The sequence below is a fragment of the Methylomonas sp. MgM2 genome, assembly GCF_054172045.1.
On sequence record NZ_JBSYXO010000011.1, the window covers coordinates 100921 to 121694 of the forward strand.

22 protein-coding genes are annotated in these 20774 nt (G+C 49.7%); 11 read left to right on the forward strand and 11 right to left on the reverse strand.

Annotation, left to right across the window (positions count from 1 at the left end; genetic code table 11):
- Positions 1-76 precede the first annotated feature (76 nt).
- The gene (locus ACW73I_RS10720) at positions 77-679 is read right to left on the reverse strand and encodes a peroxiredoxin C (RefSeq protein WP_458029306.1); all 603 of its coding nucleotides are present in this window, start codon (positions 677-679) and stop codon (positions 77-79) included.
- Between the two features lie 259 nt (positions 680-938).
- On the opposite strand from ACW73I_RS10720, the gene ACW73I_RS10725 reads away from it, so the two are divergent.
- Positions 939-1451, forward strand: a complete 513-nt coding sequence (locus ACW73I_RS10725) for a hypothetical protein (RefSeq protein ID WP_458029307.1) — start codon at positions 939-941, stop codon at positions 1449-1451.
- A gap of 57 nt (positions 1452-1508) precedes the next feature.
- Here ACW73I_RS10725 and nadC read toward each other — a convergent pair whose 3' ends face one another.
- Positions 1509-2342: a carboxylating nicotinate-nucleotide diphosphorylase gene (nadC, locus tag ACW73I_RS10730; RefSeq protein ID WP_458029308.1), complete on the reverse strand. Its 834-nt coding sequence runs from the start codon at positions 2340-2342 to the stop codon at positions 1509-1511.
- Between the two features lie 96 nt (positions 2343-2438).
- On the opposite strand from nadC, the gene ampD reads away from it, so the two are divergent.
- Positions 2439-2981 carry a 1,6-anhydro-N-acetylmuramyl-L-alanine amidase AmpD gene (gene ampD / locus ACW73I_RS10735; protein WP_458029309.1) on the forward strand — a complete coding sequence of 181 codons (543 nt, stop codon included), beginning with the start codon at positions 2439-2441 and terminating at the stop codon, positions 2979-2981.
- 13 nt (positions 2982-2994) lie between these two features.
- Here the strand turns inward: ampD and nudE are convergent, their stop codons facing one another.
- Positions 2995-3546: an ADP compounds hydrolase NudE gene (nudE, locus tag ACW73I_RS10740; protein WP_458029311.1), complete on the reverse strand. Its 552-nt coding sequence runs from the start codon at positions 3544-3546 to the stop codon at positions 2995-2997.
- A gap of 118 nt (positions 3547-3664) precedes the next feature.
- On the opposite strand from nudE, the gene yrfG reads away from it, so the two are divergent.
- Entirely contained in the window at positions 3665-4330 is a 666-nt protein-coding gene (yrfG, locus tag ACW73I_RS10745; RefSeq protein ID WP_458029313.1) for a GMP/IMP nucleotidase, read from the forward strand.
- Here the strand turns inward: yrfG and rhlB are convergent.
- Entirely contained in the window at positions 4260-5597 is a 1338-nt protein-coding gene (rhlB, locus tag ACW73I_RS10750) for an ATP-dependent RNA helicase RhlB (protein WP_458029315.1), read from the reverse strand. The genes yrfG and rhlB overlap by 71 nt on opposite strands.
- Positions 5598-5698: 101 nt before the next feature.
- On the opposite strand from rhlB, the gene trxA reads away from it, so the two are divergent.
- The 4 genes from trxA to ACW73I_RS10770 all read left to right on the forward strand — a co-directional run bounded on the left by trxA (position 5699) and on the right by ACW73I_RS10770 (position 10463).
- On the forward strand, positions 5699-6025 hold the full coding sequence (gene trxA, locus ACW73I_RS10755; protein WP_458029316.1) for a thioredoxin TrxA: 327 nt from the start codon (positions 5699-5701) through the stop codon (positions 6023-6025).
- Positions 6026-6203: 178 nt separating this feature from the next.
- A complete protein-coding gene (gene rho, locus ACW73I_RS10760) occupies positions 6204-7460 on the forward strand; it encodes a transcription termination factor Rho (RefSeq protein ID WP_458029317.1) in 1257 nt (418 codons plus the stop codon).
- Between the two features lie 172 nt (positions 7461-7632).
- Entirely contained in the window at positions 7633-9333 is a 1701-nt protein-coding gene (locus tag ACW73I_RS10765) for an ABC transporter ATP-binding protein/permease (RefSeq protein ID WP_458029318.1), read from the forward strand.
- A gap of 14 nt (positions 9334-9347) precedes the next feature.
- Positions 9348-10463, forward strand: a complete 1116-nt coding sequence (locus ACW73I_RS10770) for a glycoside hydrolase family 5 protein (RefSeq protein ID WP_458029319.1) — start codon at positions 9348-9350, stop codon at positions 10461-10463.
- A 102-nt stretch (positions 10464-10565) separates the two neighbouring features.
- Here the strand turns inward: ACW73I_RS10770 and ACW73I_RS10775 are convergent, their stop codons facing one another.
- Together ACW73I_RS10775 and ACW73I_RS10780 are read right to left on the reverse strand one after the other, a co-directional pair.
- Complete coding sequence (locus ACW73I_RS10775; RefSeq protein WP_458029320.1) at positions 10566-11021, reverse strand: molybdenum cofactor biosynthesis protein MoaE; 456 nt, start codon at positions 11019-11021, stop codon at positions 10566-10568.
- Between the two features lies 1 nt (position 11022).
- Positions 11023-11256 (reverse strand): MoaD/ThiS family protein, encoded by a 234-nt coding sequence (locus ACW73I_RS10780; protein WP_458029322.1) that lies wholly within the window; start codon positions 11254-11256, stop codon positions 11023-11025.
- A 48-nt stretch (positions 11257-11304) separates the two neighbouring features.
- Between ACW73I_RS10780 and moaC the strand changes: the two genes are divergently transcribed.
- A complete protein-coding gene (gene moaC / locus ACW73I_RS10785) occupies positions 11305-11787 on the forward strand; it encodes a cyclic pyranopterin monophosphate synthase MoaC (RefSeq protein ID WP_458029323.1) in 483 nt (160 codons plus the stop codon).
- A 46-nt stretch (positions 11788-11833) separates the two neighbouring features.
- Here the strand turns inward: moaC and ACW73I_RS10790 are convergent, their stop codons facing one another.
- The 3 genes from ACW73I_RS10790 to surE all read right to left on the reverse strand — a co-directional run bounded on the left by ACW73I_RS10790 (position 11834) and on the right by surE (position 14237).
- Positions 11834-12691 carry a DUF3014 domain-containing protein gene (locus ACW73I_RS10790; RefSeq protein WP_458029325.1) on the reverse strand — a complete coding sequence of 286 codons (858 nt, stop codon included), beginning with the start codon at positions 12689-12691 and terminating at the stop codon, positions 11834-11836.
- 131 nt (positions 12692-12822) lie between these two features.
- The gene (locus ACW73I_RS10795) at positions 12823-13485 is read right to left on the reverse strand and encodes a protein-L-isoaspartate(D-aspartate) O-methyltransferase (RefSeq protein ID WP_458029327.1); all 663 of its coding nucleotides are present in this window, start codon (positions 13483-13485) and stop codon (positions 12823-12825) included.
- On the reverse strand, positions 13482-14237 hold the full coding sequence (surE, locus tag ACW73I_RS10800; RefSeq protein ID WP_458029328.1) for a 5'/3'-nucleotidase SurE: 756 nt from the start codon (positions 14235-14237) through the stop codon (positions 13482-13484). The genes ACW73I_RS10795 and surE overlap by 4 nt, the downstream gene beginning before the upstream one ends.
- Before the next feature lie 64 nt (positions 14238-14301).
- On the opposite strand from surE, the gene ACW73I_RS10805 reads away from it, so the two are divergent.
- On the forward strand, positions 14302-14868 hold the full coding sequence (locus tag ACW73I_RS10805; protein ID WP_458029329.1) for a Smr/MutS family protein: 567 nt from the start codon (positions 14302-14304) through the stop codon (positions 14866-14868).
- 6 nt (positions 14869-14874) lie between these two features.
- Positions 14875-15399 carry a DNA-deoxyinosine glycosylase gene (locus ACW73I_RS10810; RefSeq protein ID WP_458029330.1) on the forward strand — a complete coding sequence of 175 codons (525 nt, stop codon included), beginning with the start codon at positions 14875-14877 and terminating at the stop codon, positions 15397-15399.
- Here ACW73I_RS10810 and ACW73I_RS10815 read toward each other — a convergent pair.
- Entirely contained in the window at positions 15396-16211 is an 816-nt protein-coding gene (locus ACW73I_RS10815; RefSeq protein ID WP_458029331.1) for a DUF2797 domain-containing protein, read from the reverse strand. The genes ACW73I_RS10810 and ACW73I_RS10815 overlap by 4 nt on opposite strands.
- Positions 16212-16519: 308 nt before the next feature.
- Between ACW73I_RS10815 and ACW73I_RS10820 the strand changes: the two genes are divergently transcribed.
- On the forward strand, positions 16520-17479 hold the full coding sequence (locus ACW73I_RS10820) for a transglycosylase SLT domain-containing protein (RefSeq protein ID WP_458029332.1): 960 nt from the start codon (positions 16520-16522) through the stop codon (positions 17477-17479).
- Here the strand turns inward: ACW73I_RS10820 and ACW73I_RS10825 are convergent.
- The gene (locus ACW73I_RS10825; protein ID WP_458029333.1) at positions 17476-20772 is read right to left on the reverse strand and encodes an EAL domain-containing protein; all 3297 of its coding nucleotides are present in this window, start codon (positions 20770-20772) and stop codon (positions 17476-17478) included. The genes ACW73I_RS10820 and ACW73I_RS10825 overlap by 4 nt on opposite strands.
- Between the last annotated feature and the right edge of the window lie 2 nt (positions 20773-20774).

Genomic DNA, 20774 nt, shown 5'->3' on the forward strand with positions numbered 1-20774 from the left:
CACGTGTGGGCGAGATAGCCTCGCATAAAAAAGGCGCATGCCTGAGCAGTGCGCCTTGTATAAAAACGACTAGCGCTTAGAGTTTGTCGGCATTTTTGCTAAGGTAGTCGGCAACACCGGCGGGGCTAGCGTCCATACCGGAATCTCCTTTGTTCCAGCCAGCCGGGCAAACTTCGCCATGTTCTTCGTGGAACTGCAGCGCGTCGATCATACGCAGCATTTCGTCGATGTTACGGCCTAACGGCAGATCGTTTACGACTTGGTGGCGAACCACGCCGTCCTTGTCGATCAGGAAGCTGCCGCGGAAAGCAACGCCGCCGGCGGATTCGACATCATAGTCTTTACAGATGCCGTGCGAAATGTCGGCCGCTAGTGTGTACCGGACGGGACCGATGCCGCCTTGGTTGACCGGAGTGTTCCGCCATGCGTTGTGGGTAAAGTGAGAGTCGATAGAGACACCAATGACTTCTACGCCGCGGCTTTTGAATTCATCGATACGATGATCGAAAGCGATCAACTCGCTAGGGCAGACGAAGGTAAAGTCCAGTGGGTAGAAGAAAACGACAGCGTATTTTCCGCGAGTCGCTTCAGAAAAGCTGAACGAATCAACAATTTGGCCGTCTGCCAAAACCGCAGGAACTGTGAAGTCAGGTGCTTGCTTGCCTACTAAAACGCTCATTGATTTTTTCTCCAAAGTTATTAAAAACAAAAGATTATGCGTGTGTCTGCGCCTATCGGATAGGGCTGTCGGCTATTCTACACCAATTTAGTCGGGAATCATCTAGCGATTCATTTATCGTTTCTAGCAAATTTTACTTGCGCAACTGATAATTTCACGTTAATTTGTAATCCGATGCTTACATGGCTAACGGACGGTGTTTACGGTATTTGTAGGATGAACATGTAGGCTTGATTGCTTTATTGTTGGTTGGTGACTTATGGCAAAAGTTAAACATATTACAGAACCGGATGCATTCGGCTATCAGGTTCGTATTGTTCGGCGAGGTAAAGAGAGCAGCCGTTATTTTTCTCATAAATTATGGGGAAGTAAAACCAAATCTTTGAAAGCCGCCATCACTTGGCGTGACCAAATGCTGGTGGTGTTAAAGGGTAGTAAAACGCGATTTCTGAAGCCGCCGAAAAATAAAACGACGACCGGCGTAACCGGCGTTTCCAGAACGATTAAGTTCGACCACCGCAAGGATAAAAGTTATTTATGCTACACGGTGTTTTGGGTTAAAGACGGCAAATCCCGCAATAAAACCTTTCAAGTCGGTAATGTTCAAATCGTAACCGCTGACGATGAATTGCACGCCTTCCGTACTGCGAGATTATTCCGCAGTTGCTACGAACATGCGATTGATAACGACGCCTATTTTGACGATAGCAAATTTGCCAACTGGAAAAAAACCCGCTTATACGAGAATGAAAATTTAAACGCCGTTCTTTGAAGAAGCAAGGGTTTCGAGTAGGTGGCGTAGTATTTGCCGTATTCCTCGAGGGCGCGCTTATGTTGAAAGCAATTCGATACGCATTGATAAATCGATTGCTGACACGTTTTTCGTTAGCGCGCCGATCGATATATAGTCGACGCCGGTTTCCGCGACGCGGCGGATATTTTCCAGAGTAATATTGCCCGACGCCTCTAATTCGACCGCACCTTGGTTTAATTCAACAGCACGTTTAAGGTCGGCGATTGAAAAGTTGTCGAGCATAATGCGGTCGGGTTTAGCGGCCAATGCTTCTGTTAGTTCGGACAACGATTCGACTTCGACCTCGACCAACACGTCCGTGATTTGTCTAGCCTTTGAAACGGCAGCTTGGATTGATCCGGATGCAATGATGTGGTTTTCCTTGATGAGTATCGCGTCGAATAAGCCGATTCTGTGATTTGCGCAACCGCCGCACTTGACCGCGTATTTTTGCGCCATTCTGAGGCCGGGTACGGTTTTACGGGTATCCAATATTTTGCAGCCGGTTCCATCCACGGCCTTCGCGTAGCGGCGGGCGTTTGTTGCGGTGGCGGATAAAGTTTGTAAAAGGTTTAGTGCGGTTCGCTCGCCCGTCAATAGCGCTCTGGCCGATCCGTGAAGTCGACAAAGTTTGGTATTTTCCTCGATTTCGTCCCCTTCGTTATAAAACCATTCGATACCGATATCCTGATTAAGGTACCAAAAAACCGCGTCGAACCAAGCCTGGCCGCATAGAACCATGGACTCGCGCGTCGTGATCAGCGCGATCGCTTGCGTGGACTGGGGAATGACGTTTGCGGTCAGGTCGCCGCTTCCCATGTCTTCGGCCAGAAAGGCCGCAATTTCTTGTCGAGTGGGTTTTAAGTTCATAATAGTCTGACCCTAAAGGAGGCAAAGCACGGATAGAAATCAAGCTGCTTCGATTGCCGACTGTTGATATTACGTGAGTTTTAATTTAATTCGTTCATGCATCTGTATAACCATAGAATCGATAGCGCTAGCCGATTGGATTCGCCAAATTACGATGAGCGTCCCGATCCCGAGGATATTTCCTTGTTGGTGGTTCATTGTATCAGCCTGCCGCCCGAACAATTCGGCGGAGATTATATTGACCAGCTATTTTGTAACCGCTTGTCGCCCGATCGGCACCCTTATTTTCAGAGCATCTGGCAACTGAGAGTGTCCGCGCATGTGTTGGTTCGCCGTGACGGCTCCTTGGTGCAATATGTTCCGTTCGATAAGCGAGCCTGGCACGCGGGTTTGTCTCATTATCAAGACAAGGATTGCTGTAATGATTTTTCAATCGGCATTGAATTGGAAGGTTCGGTTAATCAGCCGTATGAAGAAGAGCAATATCAACGGCTGGCAGAAGTCGTCCGCTTATTGTTGGCCCATTATCCCAAATTAACCAAGGATCGTATCGTCGGCCACAGCGATATTTCGCCCGGTCGAAAAACTGATCCCGGACCATGGTTCGATTGGTGGAGGCTTTGGGCGCTGTTGGATTGACGCGGCGGCTATTTCAGCGTTTGTTCAAGTATTCCAAAGCCAGATACAGCGCGGCTATCGTGCGCGCTTCACTGCATTCGCCGGTCGCGATCAATTCGGGTATTTGCTCGATGTTCCAGGGTATGACCTCCAACTCTTCCGGCTCATCGCCGCAAAGTTTGTCCGGATAGAGGTCTTCGGCCAGGATGATATCTATGGTATGTTCCAGGTAAGCGGGAGCTAACGAAACGGTGTGCAAATAGTGCAGCCGTCTGGCACCGTAGCCCGCCTCCTCTTTCAATTCCCGGTTTGCAGCGGAGAGATTATTCTCTCCCGCATCGATTTTGCCCTTCGGCAAACCGAGTTCGTAGCGGTGCAGGCCGGCGGCATATTCTTTAACGAGTAAGACTGTTTTTCTATTTAACATAGGCACGACCAATACCGCGCCGGATGAACCGTTCTTAGCCAAGCGTTCGTACCTTCGGTATTGGCCGCTACCGAATTCCAAGTCCAAAGACTCGATGCGAAATTGATGGGTTTCCGCGATCACAGTTTTCTTGTGAATGATAGGCATTTTTCGAGACATGGTATACGCAACATGCAAAGACGGTTAGTGATCCAGGCATCGTAACAGAGCTGTAATGACAGCGCCTTAGCTTTTTGGTTACTATCGGCGGCACATTCGATAGAACTAGAGCTCGAAGATGCTTATTTGGCCTGAAATTGAAACCGTTTTGCTCGACATGGACGGCACCTTGCTGGATTTGAATTTCGATAATCATTTTTGGCAGGAATTTGTGCCTCAACGTTTTGCCGATTTACATGCGCTATCTTTGGCGGAAGCCAAAAGTCAGTTGGCGCCTCGCTTCAAGGCTATGGAAGGACGATTGGAGTGGTATTGCCTTGACTACTGGAGCAAGGAGCTGGAGTTAAATATTGCGGGCCTGAAGCAAGAGCTTGCCGGTCTTATCGCGGTGCACTCGCACGTCACCGAATTTCTGGATGCGGTACGGGCCAGCGGCAGGCCATTACTGCTGGTAACCAATGCGCATCGCGATAGTTTGAGTCTAAAAATGGAAAAGACCTGTTTGCACCGGTTTTTCGACGAAATTGTCTGTTCGCACGATTTCGGCATGCCGAAAGAGGCGATGGGTTTTTGGCAAACGTTACAACAAAAGCATATTTTTGAAAAACGCAGTACTTTATTGGTCGATGATAGTCTGGCTGTGCTGCGTGCCGCGAGAGCCTTTGGAATCGCTTATCTTATTTCGATTAGCAAGCCTGATAGCCAAGCGCCCGTCAGGCTGATTCAGGAGTTTCCGTCAATTCGGGATTTTCGGGCGCTGATGCCGGGTCTGGATCGGCTTTAGAGTTCTGAAACGCCTGAGGCTTGCGTTCCCTGCGTTGCTGACGGCGTTTATCATTAGGCAGTCCGCGCTCCCGTATTTCGCGGCGCTCCGGTTTTACGACCTCCTCGATCAGTAAATCCGCAGTGATCGGTTCAACCGGAATCTTTTCGCCAATGTATGCTTCAATGTCGGGCATCGAATAGGCAAACTCCTCGCAAATGAAGCTAATCGCTTCTCCGCTGGCGCCGAAACGCGCTGTACGGCCTATCCTGTGTACGTAATCTTCTACGTCCTGAGGTAGGTCGTAATTGAATACGTGGGATACATCGGGGATATGCAAACCGCGCGCAGCGACGTCGGTCGCGATCATTAAGGTGACGCGGTTTTCTTGGAAGTCGTTTAGTAGACGCTGCCGTTTTTCCTGAGGTACGTCACCACTCAATAACGCTGTTTTATAGCCGTTTGCTTGCAGATAGTCGTTCAATTGCTCCGCGCAGCGTTTGGTATTGACAAATACGATGCTGCGAATCGGCTGATGGACTTTCAACAAGCCCAACAATAACGGTATTTTTTGCTCGTTGGCCGGGCAGTAGCCAAGTTGCTTGATTGACTTAGATGTGACTTCATCCGGCTCGATGCGAATCAGCACGGGATTATTCATATGTTCATAGGCCAGTTCGGTGACTTTGTAGGACAATGTCGCCGAGAACAACAAATTCAAGCGCTTTTCCGGCTGAGGCATACGGCGCAGCAGAAAACGGATGTCTTTGATAAAACCCAGATCGAACATACGGTCGGCTTCGTCCAAAACCATGACTTGTATGTGATCCAAGGTGAATGAGCCTTGTTTGTAAAAATCGATGATGCGCCCGGGCGTGCCGATGATGATATCGACGTTGGTTTTAATTCTATCGAGCTGCTTTTGATAATCGGTACCGCCGTAGATCAACGCAAACTTTAGATTAAGGTATTTGCTCAAACTTAAAGCATCTTTGTGAATCTGGATGGCTAATTCGCGGGTCGGTGCCAATATCAATGCCCGAGGGTTTTTAATCTTGTCGCTTTCGTCATTGATTAAGCGTTGAAAAGTCGCCAATAGAAAGCTCGCAGTCTTACCCGTACCCGTTTGAGCCTGGCCCGCGACGTCTTTATCCCGGAGCGCTATCGGCAATGATTTGTCCTGAATCGGCGTGCAGTGAATGAAGCCCGCTTCCTTAAGACCTGCAATAATGGAGTCGGATAACTCCAGATTGCTGAATCGTGTTTCCGTTAAATGTGTTTTTTTCATGGCTTGATAGCATATCGTAAAAAACGTTTTCGTTGAAATTGATTGACAATTGTTGGGCGACAAAACTATAGTTTTTATTTTGTAAACTATTGGAGAGCGGCGTGAGCGACTTAGTCCTTCATGTATCTGATGCTGATTTTAACGATACCGTCTTGAAAGCCGGCGGGCCGATTCTGGTCGATTATTGGGCTGAATGGTGCGGGCCATGTAAAATGATCGCCCCAGTTCTGGATGAAGTGGCAGCTGAATACCAAGGCAAATTGACAATTGCTAAATTAAACATCGATGAGAACCCAAAAACGCCTCAACATTACGGTGTACGCGGCATTCCCACACTGATGTTATTTAAAGATGGTGAAGTGGAAGCGACTAAAGTAGGTGCTCTGACCAAATCTCAATTGACTGCGTTTATCGATAGCAATATTTAACGTCTATTCACCCGAATTTGCCGGGCTTGTCAAAATCATTTTGATAAGTCCGGTTGTTGCGCTAAAATCATAGCTGCTTGCTTCTTCGCATCCTCAAACCCCGACATTTATTCCAATAAACACCTCTGCCGTAAACGGTTTCACGCCGTTTTGCTTTTCTTCATTTCTCTTTGTTCATATGAATCTTACCGAGTTAAAACTTAAACAAGTCAGTGAAATTATCTCAATCGCAGAATCTTTAGGTCTAGAAAATATTGATAGAGCCCGAAAGCAGGAATTGATCTTCTCTATCCTGAAAAAGCAGGCTAAAAGCGGAGAAGACATCTACGGCGATGGTGTGCTGGAAATATTGCAGGATGGATTCGGGTTTTTGCGTACCCCCGGCTGTTCCTATTTGGCCGGTCCCGATGATATTTACGTGTCTCCCAGCCAAATCAGGCGTTTCGGTTTGCGGACAGGCGATACCGTTAGTGGGAAAATCCGTCCGCCGAAAGAAGGAGAACGCTATTTTGCGATGCTGAAGGTTGAAAGCATCAACTTTGAGTCGCCGGAACATGCCAAGAACAAGATTTCTTTTTCCAACCTGACGCCGCTTTTCGCCAACAAGCGTTTTCGTCTAGAACAAGGTAACGGCACCAGCGAAGACTTGACTGCGAGAATGATCGACTTGATCGCGCCCATCGGCAAAGGCCAGAGGGGGTTGATCGTTTCGCCGCCGAAGGCCGGTAAGACCATGATCATGCAAAGCATTGCGCATGCAATTGCAGAGAATAATCCGGAATGCTATTTGATTGTATTATTGATCGATGAACGCCCCGAAGAGGTGACGGAAATGGAGCGCTGTGTTCGCGGCGAAGTCATTTCCAGTACCTTCGACGAACCCGCGACTCGGCATGTTCAAGTCGCCGATATGGTTATTGAAAAAGCCCGGCGTTTGGTAGAGCACAAACACGATGTGGTTATTCTGTTAGACTCCATCACTCGTCTGGCTCGCGCATACAATATGGTGGTGCCTTCGTCGGGCAAACTTCTGTCGGGCGGCGTCGATGCCAATGCCTTAGAAAAACCAAAGCGCTTTTTTGGTGCGGCCAGAAACATCGAAGAAGGCGGCAGCTTGACTATTATTGCGACTGCCTTGATTGAAACCGGTTCTCGGATGGATGAAGTGATCTTTGAGGAGTTCAAGGGTACCGGTAACATGGAATTGCATCTCGAACGTAAGATCGCGGAAAAACGTATTTATCCCGCCATCAATATCAATCGTTCCGGTACCCGGCGCGAAGAATATCTAGTTGACCCCGATGAGCTACAAAAAACTTGGATTTTGCGCAAGATTCTGCAGCCTATGGATGAGCTGGCCGCTTCCGAATTTCTACTCGGTAAATTGAAGGATTTTAAAACCAACGCTGAATTTTTCGATTCAATGAAACGCTAATTCGAACGACCGATCGAAGCCGGCTACCGGCTTCAAGTCCCATATCGGTTTTCGAGCATATATTTTAGCGCAAGTCCACGCTGATACCCGCCGCCCTTGATTTTTCGTTACGCTTTTATCGGAATTGTTATAAGGTATCCGGAATTTCGTTGATTGACCTTAAGTTATACGTATGGATTTGCAAAATACCAGCAATTTTTTCATAAAATTCATCCAGCTTGCCGGACCGTTTTGGAATTCCGAAAACAAGAAAACCATACGTGGTTTATCGCTGGTGCTGTTTTTATTGACCATTTTGCAAATTGTCATTTCGGTCGTGATCACCATTTGGAGCGCCGATTTATTCGACGCACTCGATCAGCGTTCAATGTCCACGTTTTTTGTCCAGATCGGCTTAATCATCTTAATCTTTATCGCCAATATCGCGGTTACCGCAACTCATTTAAAAGTCAAACGGCATATTCAGCTGGATTGGCGCGGGTGGCTGACCGACAAATTGATTGGAAAATGGATGCGCGATGGACGCCATTATCTGGTCACTCATATTGCAGGCAACCATGATAATCCGGATGGACGCATAGCCGAGGATATCCGAATCGCTACCGAGTCCGCTATCGACCTGATCCATAGCTTGGTATACAGCCTGTTGTTATTGATTAGTTTCACCGAAATTTTGTGGGACTTATCGGGTACCGTAACGCTAGACCTGGGTTTCTGGGAACTGGATATCGAGGGTCACTTGGTCTGGATTGCGTTGATTTACGCCGCCAGCGCGTCGACTTTGGGGTGGTGGATAGGCCGGCCATTGACCGAAGCGACAGACAATAGGCAAACGGTCGAAGCCAATTTCCGTTTTGCCTTGGTTAAAGCGCGTGAAAACTCTCTGGCCATTGCCATGATTCACGGCGAGCGCCATGAAAACCCGCATTTTCATCATTTATTCAGCGACATCATCGGCGCCTGGAACCAACAGACCAAAGCCTGGGAGCGGATCATGATGTTTAGTTCCGGCTATTCCGTGTTATCGATGGCATTTCCCGTTTTAGTCGCGGCACCTCGCTATATCCTTGGCAGTATTACCCTAGGTGCATTGATGCAATCCGCACAGTCGTTCCAGCATATGGTTTCGGCGTTGTCGTGGCCGGTCGATAACATGGGCCGCGTAGCGGAATGGCGCGCTTCCGTGGAGCGCGTGCTTGGTCTTACGAAGGCGTTGGACCAGCTGGAGCAAGAAATTGCGAAACCGGATCCTCATCGCATTCATCTGGAGAAAAAAGATCAATCTTTACTGCGATTCAACAACTTATGCCTGACTCGCTTGGATGGGATTATCTGTATTTCTCATCTGAATGAGGAAATCAGGCCGGGTGAACGAGTATTGATCGCAGGTAACGCTTTTACCGGAAACAAGTTATTCAAAGCGATAGCCGGCTTATGGCCTTGGGGCGAGGGCATCGTTGAGCTGCCCGACGACGAGCCGTTATTCTTTATGCCTCCAAGGCCGTTCCTACCGACAGGACCGTTACGTGACGCGATTTGCTATCCTTCCGGTTCGGATGAGTTTAGCTCGGACGAATTGGAAGAAGCGCTGAACATGGCCGGTGTATCCGAATTGCTGACCCAATTAGACGATACCGGCGATTGGGAAAAAAATTTGGAGCGTGAACAACAGCAGCGTTTGGGGCTGGTTCGCGTTTTGTTGCAACAGCCGAAATGGATCATGATGCAGGAGGCTTTCGATTCGCTGGATCCCGATGGCGAAGTCACCATGATTAAAATTTTAAATAAAAAATTGCCCGACTCGGCGTTGTTGACAATCACCAAACAACCGACGATACAAGCGATGCATAAGCGTAGGATCGTTTTGGACTAAGAACAGCCGTTACGATGCCGGACAAGGTCGATCAGACGAATAAGAATCTGCGCGGCGTCAATCTTGGCGGGTGGTTGGTTCTAGAAAAATGGATGACGCCTAGCTTGTTTGCCGGGCTTGCTGCCCGAGATGAAACCGGTTGGTGCGTGGAATTAGGCGCGAAAGCCGATGCTATTCTAAAACGGCACTGGCGGACTTTTATCGGCCGCGATGATTTGAGCTGGTTGGCCGATTTGGGCATCAATGCGGTTAGAATCCCGGTCGGCTATTGGTTATTCAGCGCGGACTATCCCTATCATGCCAGTTTTGGCGACCGCCGCTACCCTTTCGTGCAAGGCGGAATCGAGTTTTTAGATCGAGCGTTTGCTTGGGCGGAAGAGTTCGGATTGTCGGTTATCGTCGACCTGCATGCGGCGCCGGGTTGCCAAAACGGTTTCGATAACGGCGGCATTCAAGATGTTTGCGAGTGGCACACTCAAAAAGACTATATCGACTATTCCCTAATCATCTTGGAGCGTTTGGCGCGAAGATACGGCCATCATCCCGCCTTGCACGGCATAGAAGTTTTGAACGAGCCGCGTTGGGATATCGAAACCGGTCTGCTGAAGCGCTATACCCTGGCCGGGTATCGAAGCATACGCAAGCATTGCGCCGAAAACATCGCGGTGATATTCCATGACGGGTTTCGTAGTTTTCGCGAGTACGAAGGTTTCATGTCTGGGGCCGAGTTTCGGAATGTGATATTCGACATTCATCGCTATCAATGCTTCGTTAAAGAAGATATCGAGCTAGATATCTTTGCTCATCTAGGAAAAACGGTCATCGATTGGAAGAACGAGGCCGAAGACATCATCACCCATGCCGGCATTCCGACTTTCGTCGGCGAATGGAGTTTGGGTCTGGATTTAAAAATGACAGAAATCTGGGCCAACGGCGCATTTGACTCACCGCAGGCAGGCATGGACGAATTTCAATTGAACATGGCCTATCGTGCTTATGCCGCCGCACAATTGCTCTGTTTTGAAAAATATCTAGGCTGGTTTTTTTGGAGTTATAAAACCGAAACCATGCTGCACTGGAGTTTTCGCGATTGCGTCGAGCGTGGCTGGTTACCCGCTAAGTTTACATGAGATCGGATGCTCCGATTACTCTGGCATTGGCGCAATGCCTGTCGAACTGTTCATAGGTTTGGAGTCTGCTTCCAATTCGGCGGAAACAAACGCGGTAAGCGGTCATTTTTTATGCGTGTAGCCGTCGCTATTTTTTTCGACCCAACGCTGCTCGCCGGATGCCAGGGTTTCTTTTTTCCAGAAAGGGGCTTGTTTCTTTAAATTTTCCATAATGGAACGACTCGCGTCGAAAGCATCGCCGCGGTGTACCGACCAAACCGCTACCAAAACCAAAACGTCATCCGGACACACTACACCGACCCGGTGTATTAACAGACAGTCCAAAATCCGCCAGCGGTTTTCGGCCTGTTCGACGATGCGCCCTAGCTGTTTTTCGGTCATGCCCGGGTAATGTTCCAGCAACATGCTTTTTACGCCGTCACCTTGATTGAAATCGCGCATGGTGCCGACGAATACGCTAGTGGCACCAAATTTACCTGCAAGTAGGGAGCGGCTGTTTTGATGTTCCTGTATCGCTTGCCACGGATTAAAGTTTTGTTCGCTGAGCCGAATAAGCATCTTAACCTCCTGTCACCGGCGGAAAAAACGCTAACTCGTCTCCGTCCGACACCTCGGCTTCCAGTTTGACGTAATCCATGTTGACCGCGGCCAGTATGTTGTCCGGCATAGCTAGATGGGGATTTAATCGGCTCCAAATGGCGCTTGCCGAAATTGGCGTTGAAACGGATAGTTCGTCCTCCGCGCGGCCGACGTACTCTTTTAAGCTGGCAAAATAGCGGACTTTTATCGACATATTTGTTTACCCAAAATACAATGAACTTTTTTAAGACCTACTAAAATCATGGCCAATTCCGCTCTCAACCATTTTAACTCAGCCGGCGAAGCGCATATGGTCGATGTCGGCGATAAGGCGACCACGCAACGTGTTGCGATATGCGAAGGTTTCATCGAAATGTTGCCGGATACTCTAGCCTTGATTATGGCAGGTAGCCACAAAAAAGGCGATGTACTGGGTATTGCCCGTATAGCAGGCATTATGGCCAGTAAAAGAACCGCGGACCTGATTCCTCTGTGCCATCCGCTCCCGATTACGCACGTCGAAATTCAGTTACAACCTCAGCCGGAACAAAACCGTGTCCGTTGCCTGACCACGATAAAAACCACAGGACAGACCGGCGTCGAGATGGAGGCGTTAACGGCGACCCAAATCGCCTTGCTAACGGTCTACGACATGTGCAAAGCGGTTGATCGCGGCATGGTGATACGATCGGTGCGTTTACTCGAAAAGAGCGGCGGTAAATCCGGCCATTGGAAAGCGGAATAGCCTGGCGCGGCGATGTTCTCTTAATCGCTTGCAATGGATTTCGAAGTCAATCTTTCAAGCTAACTAATTCTTGAACCAATTGCCTGACTTTGTCTTGGATGACGCGGGTGTTATTAGGGCCCATGCGCAGCATTTGCTTGCTAACGGGGCTTAACTTTTCCAGCTTGTCGTTAGCAAATTTGTAGTACACAGACGGCCGAACCACAGCAATCGGCTGTTCTATTACCGGAGCCGCCAAAATTTGAGACGCGGATTTTAAAAAAATGTCTTCCAGCGGTCGTTCCGGCGGATAGCCGAAACCGTCATAGACTTCTTGTAGCAGAGGTTTGTATCGCTGGTAAACCGCCATTGCCTTTTTCGCATCGATAGCGTCGATAGCCGACGCTAACGCGTCGTAACGATGGTAACTTTCCTTTGCGATGAATACGCCTTGATCGGTTTTGTCGACGCTGAAGGGCTGTGCGTGCTTTAGAAACCGCATATGTTTTTCCAGCCACAAACCTTGGGAGAAGTCGTTGGCTATCGTGACATATCTCCGAATGATTTGCTTGGTTTTCAACCATGGCGCTAATCCGGGAGAAATCGCCAGCACGGCTTCGCGAAACGTCGAATCGCTTTTCGCTAGTTCGGGTAGTTCGACGGCTTGTTCCGGTACGGCTTGAACATTCGGATCGGTTGAATTCGGGTCCGATGGATTTTCAACTGTTTGCTCGGACAAGGCTTGCGTAGCGGGCATTTCGGAAGGTAACGACGGTAAGGCCAGCTCTCTCCTTTCAGGTGCGGTTTCGCTCGGGACCGGCTTGCTAAAGTAATACCAGGCAAATCCCGCTGCTAAAACGAGCAGTATCAAGCCGATCAGGGCGCCGCTCGGTTTTTTGGGTTCAAATTGATCATACCGGCCCATTGGATCACCTCGCTAGACGTTAGCTATGGCTTAAGCATAACACGATATAAGGTTTGATCTTGAGTATGAGGTTAAAAATGAGCGCGCCGGTTGACGGCGATCCGTTCGATGAAAGATACCAACCGTAGCAGTTAGAGGCTGACACCCGATAAAAACGGGACGAAACTGACTTTCTCCAGGACTTCATCAATGAAGCCATCTTCGGTACGCGTCACCCGATGCAGTTCTTGTTTTCCTTCCAGCCCGATAGGAATCACCATCACGCCGCCAATGCTCATCTGAAGCAGCAAGGCTTCAGGAATTTCCGCCGGCGCCGCAGCGGCCAGTATGGCGTCGAACGGCGCATGTTCAGGCCAGCCCCAACTGCCGTCGCTGTGTTTGAAGCCGACGGTTTTGATGTTGAGCTCCCATAATAGATCGCGCGCCTTTTTCATTAGCGGCGCGATGCGCTCGACCGAATAAACTTGATCGGCAAGTTTAGCCAGGATCGCGGTTTGATAGCCGCAGCCGGTGCCAATTTCCAATACTTTGCCCAAATGGCCTTTTTCCAGCAATAATTCGGTCATTTTGGCGACGATATAAGGCTGCGATATGGTTTGATTATGACCTATCGGCAGGGCCGTGTCCTCGTACGCGCGGCTTTCCAAGGCTTCATCGACGAAAATATGCCGCGGAATCTCGGTCATTACCGAAAGGACCTTGCTGTTGGTAATGCCTTGTTGTCTCAGGCGAGACACCATGCGTCCGCGAGTGCGCCGGGAGGTCATGCCGCTGCCTTGTAAGCGGTGCTTCATGCGCTTGCCTCCGTTGCCAGCCAGTCGCGTAAGCTGTCCAAACGGTCATAGCGGGTTAAATCGAGTCGCAAAGGCGTAATAGACACATAGCCGTTGCGGATTGCATCGAAATCGGTACCGGGGCCGGCGTCTTGCTCGCTACCCGGCGGACCTACCCAATAAATCGTCTGTCCTCTGGGATCGCTGCTGCGGATGACCGCTTCCGCTTTATGGCGGGCGCCGAGCCGGGTCGATTGATAGCCTCTGATTTCGGTGAGAGGCAAGTCGGGTACATTGACGTTCAAAAGCGTATCTTCAGGCAGCGGATGGGACTGAATTTTGCGCATCAAGCTGATGGCCACTTGCGCGGCGGTATCGAAATGCTTAGGGTCGCTGCCGACCAGCGAGATGGCTATGGCAGGCAAACCGAGAAAACGGCCCTCGGTTGCGGCGGCTACCGTGCCGGAATACAGCACGTCATCGCCCAGATTGGCGCCGTGATTTATACCGGCGAATACCATATCGGGCTCGTGATCCAACAAACCGGTAATGGCTAGATGGACGCAGTCGGTCGGGGTGCCGTCGACCCGCACAAAGCCATTATCGCAAGGTGTGGCGCGGAGCGGCATGTCCAAGGTTAAGGAATTGCTCGCCGCGCTACGGTTCCTGTCCGGGCAAACCACGGAGACTTCGGCATATTGTCCTAATGCAACCGCCAGGGCATTGATGCCCTGAGCTAAATATCCATCGTCGTTGCTGATCAGAATGTGCATACTGCTTTGAAACGCTATAAAATTGCAGCATCTTAGCAAAAAAACCGCAAAACCAGCAGCTTACGTGACAAAAAAAACGCCTACGCCCGATGATGTCGCCTTATTCAGAAGTAGTGTTGGTAAGGTCAAGCCAGTCGAAACCAACACGGTAGTCCTCCAGCCGAACAAGAAACCGCGCCCCGTTCCGTCTTTTAAACCGCTGGAGCAGATCAACCCGTTGCAAAACGAAGTGGAAGCAGGCCTGGAAACCCTATTCCAGGAAGATAAGGTCGGCTTTCTGGCGCCAGGCTTGCAAAAAAGCGTATTGAAGAAGCTGCGTAAGGGTTATTACGGATTAGATGCGGACATCGATTTGCACGGCTTGACCAGCCGCGAAGCGCAATATCAGCTGCTGCGCTTTTTGCATGTTTGCGTGGAGGATGGCTGCCGTTGCGTGCAAATCATCCACGGTAAGGGCTATAACTCGCCGGACAATCAACCGGTGCTGAAAAACGATATCAATTTGTGGCTGCGCCAGCATAAGGATGTGCTGGCTTTTTGCTCGGCGCCGCGCGATGCGGGAGGCACCGGGGCTTTGTACGTGTTGTTGAAATTATCCGATAAATTCGGTTTGGCGGAAGACGAGTTGTAGCCGAAGATGGCAGATATTCAAAGTTTTCCGCCTATCGCCGACCGAAACGCCCGTGTGCTGATTCTCGGCAGCATACCGGGAAAAGCCTCTTTGGAAGCCGGCCAATATTACGCCCATCCCCGCAACCAATTCTGGCCGATTATAACGGAATTGCTCGGTGCAACGCTGTTGCCGGATTATGCCGCGAAAACGCGGATGCTGATCGATGCCAATATCGCTTTATGGGATGTCATGAGGTCTTGCTATAGGCCGGGCAGCCTGGACGCTGCAATCGCCAAAGAGTCTATCGTCGCCAACGATTTCAAAGGATTTTTAGCATCCCACCCAGGCATTACCCATATTTTTTTCAACGGCGCGACGGCCGAACAAGCATTTCGCCGCCTGGTGTTGATCGGCTTGGATGAGTGCGCGCCAAGCCTACAGCGTTTGCCGTCGACCAGCCCGGCCCACGCCGCCTTGTCATATCAACAAAAATTGCAAAGTTGGCGGGCGCTTGTCCGTGCGCTGCGGCTTAGCACGGATATTGGCTAAACCTCGACTTCCACTTGATAACCGGCGAATTTGCGGATATTGATCACGCCATTGTTAAATATCAGATATTGGCCTTTGATGCCTTCCAATATGCCCGATACAAGCGGATCTTTATCGAAATTAAAGGATTTGACTTTGACCGGGTATTGCATGACCGGATATTCAATATCGCGTATTTCCGCATTCCCCAATAACTCCATGGCCTCGTCACCGTATCGTTCACGGATCTCGGCCAATTTACCGGCGCATTTGTTTAGCAACTGATCTCGCATATGCGGTAAATCCAGCGGTTCCACCCGGTTTTTTAGCATTTGCTGCCAGCTGGTTTTATCGCTGACATGCTCGGCCAGAACGACTTCCACCAGTCCCGATATGTGCCTGGAAGGCACTTTAAATACGGGCATGGCTTGGATGGCGCCCTGGTCTATCCAGCGTGTCGGAATTTGCGATTGTCGAGTAATGCCGACTTTGAGTCCCGACGAATTGGCCAGATAAACGAAATGCGGCTGAAAACAAAATGCCTCTCCCCAATCCGGTTCGCGGCAAGTCCCTGCCGCATAATGACAGGTCTCGGGTTTCATGATGCACATATCGCATTGAGCCAGCTTGATAAAGCAGGGATAGCAATAACCCTGATTGAAGCTCTTTTTGGTCTTTTGTCCGCAATGTACACAAAAGATTTGCCCGCTGTAACGCAAGGCTAACGCTTGCCCTAGCAGCGGGTTTAGCGCCAGCCGGTTTTCCCCGACCGGCAAGCTGTATTCGACCGGCCCGGCCGGTTCTGCAATCATTTTTTGTAAACTGCCTAACACGTGAATTCACCTCGGCCTTGAAAAAACTGTTCGCTATAATGCCAGTGTTTTTTATTTGCACAAGGTGAATGTTGATATGACTTCCTCCTCCCGGCTAGTTTTGAGCTTGTTTAGAGTAGGAAAAGATCAGCGTCGCCAAGCCCGTCCCCTTGGCCAATAATCCTAAATCTTTATCGATCAGTCGGAAGCCGGCCCCTAAAAACGCGGCTAAGACGTCGCGCCCGCGAGAAAAAGGGGCGAACCGGAGCATCAAAAAAGCGGCAGCCCGTAAACGGCAACGCCCCTTTAACTTTTGGAGCCGCAAAAGCTTGTTGCTGATCGGCCTGGAGTGGACGGCATTAGCAATTTCCGCGCTGGCCGGAACCATGTTGACATTAGGTTCGTCCGCCCATTCATTTTCGGGAACGAGTTTTTTAAGTCATTTGTTGCCGTTCGCCGTGACCGTGGCAATCTGGGTGGTTTTCGCCGCGTTTTTGTTGCTGGTCTGGATAAAGTCGCGTTTGTGGCTGCGCGAACGGCTAAGCATGTTACCGGCAGTGTTGGCCGTGTTTATCTGTATAGGCACGATCTGGTTCGTTTTTCACCAAGGCCAGAAGCAGATCTTTTCCGACCTGCGTGCTTTGGTAGGCGGCAAACAGCAGGCTGCCCGGATCACGTTAGAGCATCAAATTTACGCGGCGTATCGCCGGCATAGCCAAGCACAGTTGCAAAAAATGATCGACAGGTCCATGGTTTTTAACGCCGACATCAATGATGCCGGCAAGGCTTTTGATGTGGATGTGCACATTCTGCAAGGTGTCGCAGCGACAGAATCTTCGTTTATGCCTAGAACCAGTCATGACGGAGGCCATGGACTATTTCAAATCACAGCGGTTCCAAAGCATATTTTGAACCAGGCCAGCCGGCGACTGGATACGGAAGAGTTGGATTTGTCCAATTCCCGGCACAACACCTTTATCGCAGCGGCGACTTTAAAGCATTACATGGCGGAAATGAAAGGGGATTTATTTTTGGGCTTATTGGCATACAACATAGGTCCGCGTAACGGCGGCTTACGTTTCATTATGCAGCAGTACGGAGCCGACGATTTCATCACCATGCAGCCGTATCTGAAAGAATTGCCGCGCGATTACCCTATTCGGGTTTTATCGTATGCCTTGGCTTTTAAGCTCTGGCAGCGGGAAGGCAAATTGTTGGCGTATCAGGAAGGCGATAACGCATTTATTATCCAACGCGTCGGCATTCCCGGTTTTCCGGCATTTTTTTAAATTTCGAATTGAAAATTCTCGGCCGGTACCGGTTGGCTGAAATAATAGCCTTGAAAAAATGAACAACCTTTAGCTTGTAAGAAATCGATCTGGGCTTCGGTTTCGACGCCTTCGGCGATGACGCTCAATCCCAAGCTCTTTGTCATCATGATGATGGTTTCCACGATGACCGCCGCGTTCAAATCGTTGATATGGCGAACAAAGCTCTGGTCTATTTTCAACTGGCTCAGCGGCAGGCTTTTTAAATAGGACAGAGAGGAATAACCGATGCCGAAATCATCAATCGAGATTCTTACGCCCATAATCTGCAGGGCATGCATCTTGGCGATAGTATCGTCAATATCCTCGATTACGCAGCCTTCCGTTAGCTCTATCACCAAACGCTCCGCGCCGATGCATGCATCCAATAAAGCCTGTCTGACTTGCTGTACGAAATTTTTTTGGCGAAATTGTCTCGAGCTGACGTTGACTGCAATATGGTCTATTACTTTGCCTTCTTTATCCCAAGCCTTGATTTGCCGGCAAGCTTCTTTTAAGACCCACGCGCCGATAGGTAGAATGAGTTGGGTGTCTTCCGCCAATGGAATAAATTCAGCGGGCGAGATCATGCCTTTGCTGGGATGCCGCCATCGAATCAACGCTTCCGCGCTGACGATTCTACGTTGTTCGTTCACTTGCGGCTGGTAATATAAAATGAACTGATTTTCCTGTAGCGCTTGCCGCATCTCTTTTTCCAATGTCAGCCTTCTATCCGCTGCTTCTTGCATAAATGGGCGATAGAAGCTGATGCTGTTTCGGCCGCTTTCCTTGGCGCGATACATCGCGGTGTCCGCCTGCTGAATGACTTCCTCGGGCTGCTCGACTGTTTCCGGATAAAGAGTGACGCCTATGCTGGTGGAAAAGTGGTGTTCGCTGCCTTGTACGACAAACGGCTGATTAATCGCCAATAATATTTTTTCCGTCAGTATGGCTACGTGGTTAGTCGCTTGTTTCAAATTCGAAAAACGCCCCGGAACCATGACGATAAATTCGTCGCCGCCCAAGCGGCTGGCGGTGTCTTCGCTACGTATGATCGATTTTAGACGCTGCGCAACCTGAATCAGCAATTCATCGCCCACTTGATGGCCTCTGGAATCGTTAAGATTCTTGAAGTGATCCAAGTCGAGAAACAGTAGTGCGCCATAGCGCTTCTGGCGTTTAGCGGCTGCGATTTCATGTTGCAGCCTATCCAGCAATAGACGCCGGTTGGGGAGGTTGGTTAACGGATCGAAAAAGGCCAGATGATGAATCTTTTGTTCGGCCGCTTTCTGCGCGCTGACATCCGAAAAAATGGCGACATAATGCGTCAATTTTTTATTCTCGTCCCGCACGCCGGTCACCGTAAGCATCTCCGGAAACACCTCGCCGTTCTTACGCCGATTCCAGATTTCGCCTTTCCATTGGTTGTTATTTTCTAATGCCCGATACATTTCCTGATAAAAATGCCGGTCATGATATCCCGATGACAGTATGCGAGGGTTTTGTCCTATGACTTCCTGGGCACTGTAGCCGGTGATTTCGCTAAAAGCTCGATTGACTCTTAAGATAGTGCCGTCGGCATCGGTGACGGCGATGGCTTCATGGGACTCAAATGTCGTAGCGGCAACACGCAACTCGTGTTCGTGTTGGCGGCGTATCGCAATTTCCTGATTCAGCGCTTGATTAGTGAGGAATAAGTCTCGCGTACGTGCGGCGATTAATTCTTCAACTCGGGCGGTGCGGCCGGTCAATAAAAGCAAGCCGAAGCCGGTCAGGCCGCATAATAACAATCCACCCAACAGTAGCCAGCCACTCAGTAGCGATTGCTGACGATGAAAGAATTCGGCGGAGGGTAGAAAACGCATCTGCCAATGTTGGCCGGCAAAATCGATCTGTTTGATTTGACTCAGCTTACCGAACTGAAGATTCTGGTGATAGTCTTTCGGCAGATTGCTGTATATCGCTTGTCCGTTGTCGGAAATTTCCAGCAGTAACTGCACTTCCTGCGTGCCCAGCCAGCTATAAATCATCTCGATATCGGTATCGATTCTGAAGACGCTGGCGACAAAACCCGAAAAAGCTTTTCGGCGTTCCGAGATGGTATTTGCCGGCAAGTTTTTACGGTAAACCGGGGTATACACCACGACGCCGGGACGCTGATGGGTATCTTGGATCAAATGTATGCTATCCGATGCCATCGCTACGCCGTCATCCATAGCCTTGGCAATTACCGGCGCTATGTGCGGGTTGCTATTGATGTCGAATCCGAACGCGCGTTCATTACCGGCTTGGGGCGCTAAATAGGTAATCGGAAAATAAACGGATTTTAGCTTGGACGGTATCAGCGTAGACCCCGACAATTCGCGGATCTTGGCTCGCTGGGTCTGTTCCCATTGTTGGCGCTCGGCTTCTGTGACTCGCGGCGTCCATTCCAAAACACTGTCCCGCAAAACAAGAATCGAATCGGCAAAGCGCTCGAATTCATCGCGTTCGACCTTTTTTGAGCTTTCGAACAGCGCTTTCATGATGGCGTTGGTGGATAAATGCTCATGCATGCGCTGGTTGATTGCGTTGTGCAATAGTTGGACCTGACGATTGAATAGATCCGCGATGCGTTGATCTTCCTGACGCAAACTAAATTTAAACGCCGCCACGACCACCAATAATATTAGTAGTAAGGGGTATAGCACGAATCGACGCCGCGCTTGCCAGATATTACGAGGCTTGCCGAAGAACAACAGCAATAAAGGCGTGAAAATTGAAACCCCGATGGTGTCGCCTACCCACCAGGTTGACCAACTGCTAGCCAGATTGGAAACACTGATGACATCTCGAAAATAAAGCGCAATGACTCCAATCGTTGAAGACGTCAGGCAGCTGACGGCCATCAAACCGAAAAACTTCAATATTTTTCCGTCTTCGATCAAGGCATCGTTTCTGCCTACCCCACGATTGATCAGCCACATGCCGAACCAGGCCTGTAAACAGGAACCGACAGCGGCCAAGATGCCTATTTCTAAAGATTCCGATATTTTTGCGAAATTCGACTCGTCGAGAAATGCATAGATCTGGGTGATTAATGCGCCTAAAAAGATACCGGGCAATAAGACTTCGCCGCATGTCAGCACTGCCGCCAATGCCACGCCGGCTGCGGGCCATATCGGACTGGCATTACTCGGTGGCGTAGCCAGCAGCGTACCCAGCCAGCCACCGACAAAATAGCCGGTAGCCGCGGCCAGATTTAGAACAATCAATTGACGCGCGTTTTGAATCATGT

What these genes read in the sequence shown, in the direction of transcription:
- surE (WP_458029328.1), bottom strand. Translation starts at nt 14,237, where the DNA reads ATGCACATTCTGATCAGCAACGACGATGGATATTTAGCTCAGGGCATC.
- nadC (WP_458029308.1), bottom strand. Translation starts at nt 2,342, where the DNA reads ATGAACTTAAAACCCACTCGACAAGAAATTGCGGCCTTTCTGGCCGAA.
- yrfG (WP_458029313.1), top strand. Translation starts at nt 3,665, where the DNA reads ATGCTTATTTGGCCTGAAATTGAAACCGTTTTGCTCGACATGGACGGC.
- nudE (WP_458029311.1), bottom strand. Translation starts at nt 3,546, where the DNA reads ATGTCTCGAAAAATGCCTATCATTCACAAGAAAACTGTGATCGCGGAA.
- ACW73I_RS10725 (WP_458029307.1), top strand. Translation starts at nt 939, where the DNA reads ATGGCAAAAGTTAAACATATTACAGAACCGGATGCATTCGGCTATCAG.
- ampD (WP_458029309.1), top strand. Translation starts at nt 2,439, where the DNA reads ATGCATCTGTATAACCATAGAATCGATAGCGCTAGCCGATTGGATTCG.
- rhlB (WP_458029315.1), bottom strand. Translation starts at nt 5,597, where the DNA reads ATGAAAAAAACACATTTAACGGAAACACGATTCAGCAATCTGGAGTTA.
- ACW73I_RS10765 (WP_458029318.1), top strand. Translation starts at nt 7,633, where the DNA reads ATGGATTTGCAAAATACCAGCAATTTTTTCATAAAATTCATCCAGCTT.
- ACW73I_RS10770 (WP_458029319.1), top strand. Translation starts at nt 9,348, where the DNA reads ATGCCGGACAAGGTCGATCAGACGAATAAGAATCTGCGCGGCGTCAAT.
- ACW73I_RS10790 (WP_458029325.1), bottom strand. Translation starts at nt 12,691, where the DNA reads ATGGGCCGGTATGATCAATTTGAACCCAAAAAACCGAGCGGCGCCCTG.
- ACW73I_RS10780 (WP_458029322.1), bottom strand. Translation starts at nt 11,256, where the DNA reads ATGTCGATAAAAGTCCGCTATTTTGCCAGCTTAAAAGAGTACGTCGGC.
- ACW73I_RS10720 (WP_458029306.1), bottom strand. Translation starts at nt 679, where the DNA reads ATGAGCGTTTTAGTAGGCAAGCAAGCACCTGACTTCACAGTTCCTGCG.
- ACW73I_RS10795 (WP_458029327.1), bottom strand. Translation starts at nt 13,485, where the DNA reads ATGAAGCACCGCTTACAAGGCAGCGGCATGACCTCCCGGCGCACTCGC.
- ACW73I_RS10775 (WP_458029320.1), bottom strand. Translation starts at nt 11,021, where the DNA reads ATGCTTATTCGGCTCAGCGAACAAAACTTTAATCCGTGGCAAGCGATA.
- ACW73I_RS10825 (WP_458029333.1), bottom strand. Translation starts at nt 20,772, where the DNA reads ATGATTCAAAACGCGCGTCAATTGATTGTTCTAAATCTGGCCGCGGCT.
- rho (WP_458029317.1), top strand. Translation starts at nt 6,204, where the DNA reads ATGAATCTTACCGAGTTAAAACTTAAACAAGTCAGTGAAATTATCTCA.
- moaC (WP_458029323.1), top strand. Translation starts at nt 11,305, where the DNA reads ATGGCCAATTCCGCTCTCAACCATTTTAACTCAGCCGGCGAAGCGCAT.
- ACW73I_RS10810 (WP_458029330.1), top strand. Translation starts at nt 14,875, where the DNA reads ATGGCAGATATTCAAAGTTTTCCGCCTATCGCCGACCGAAACGCCCGT.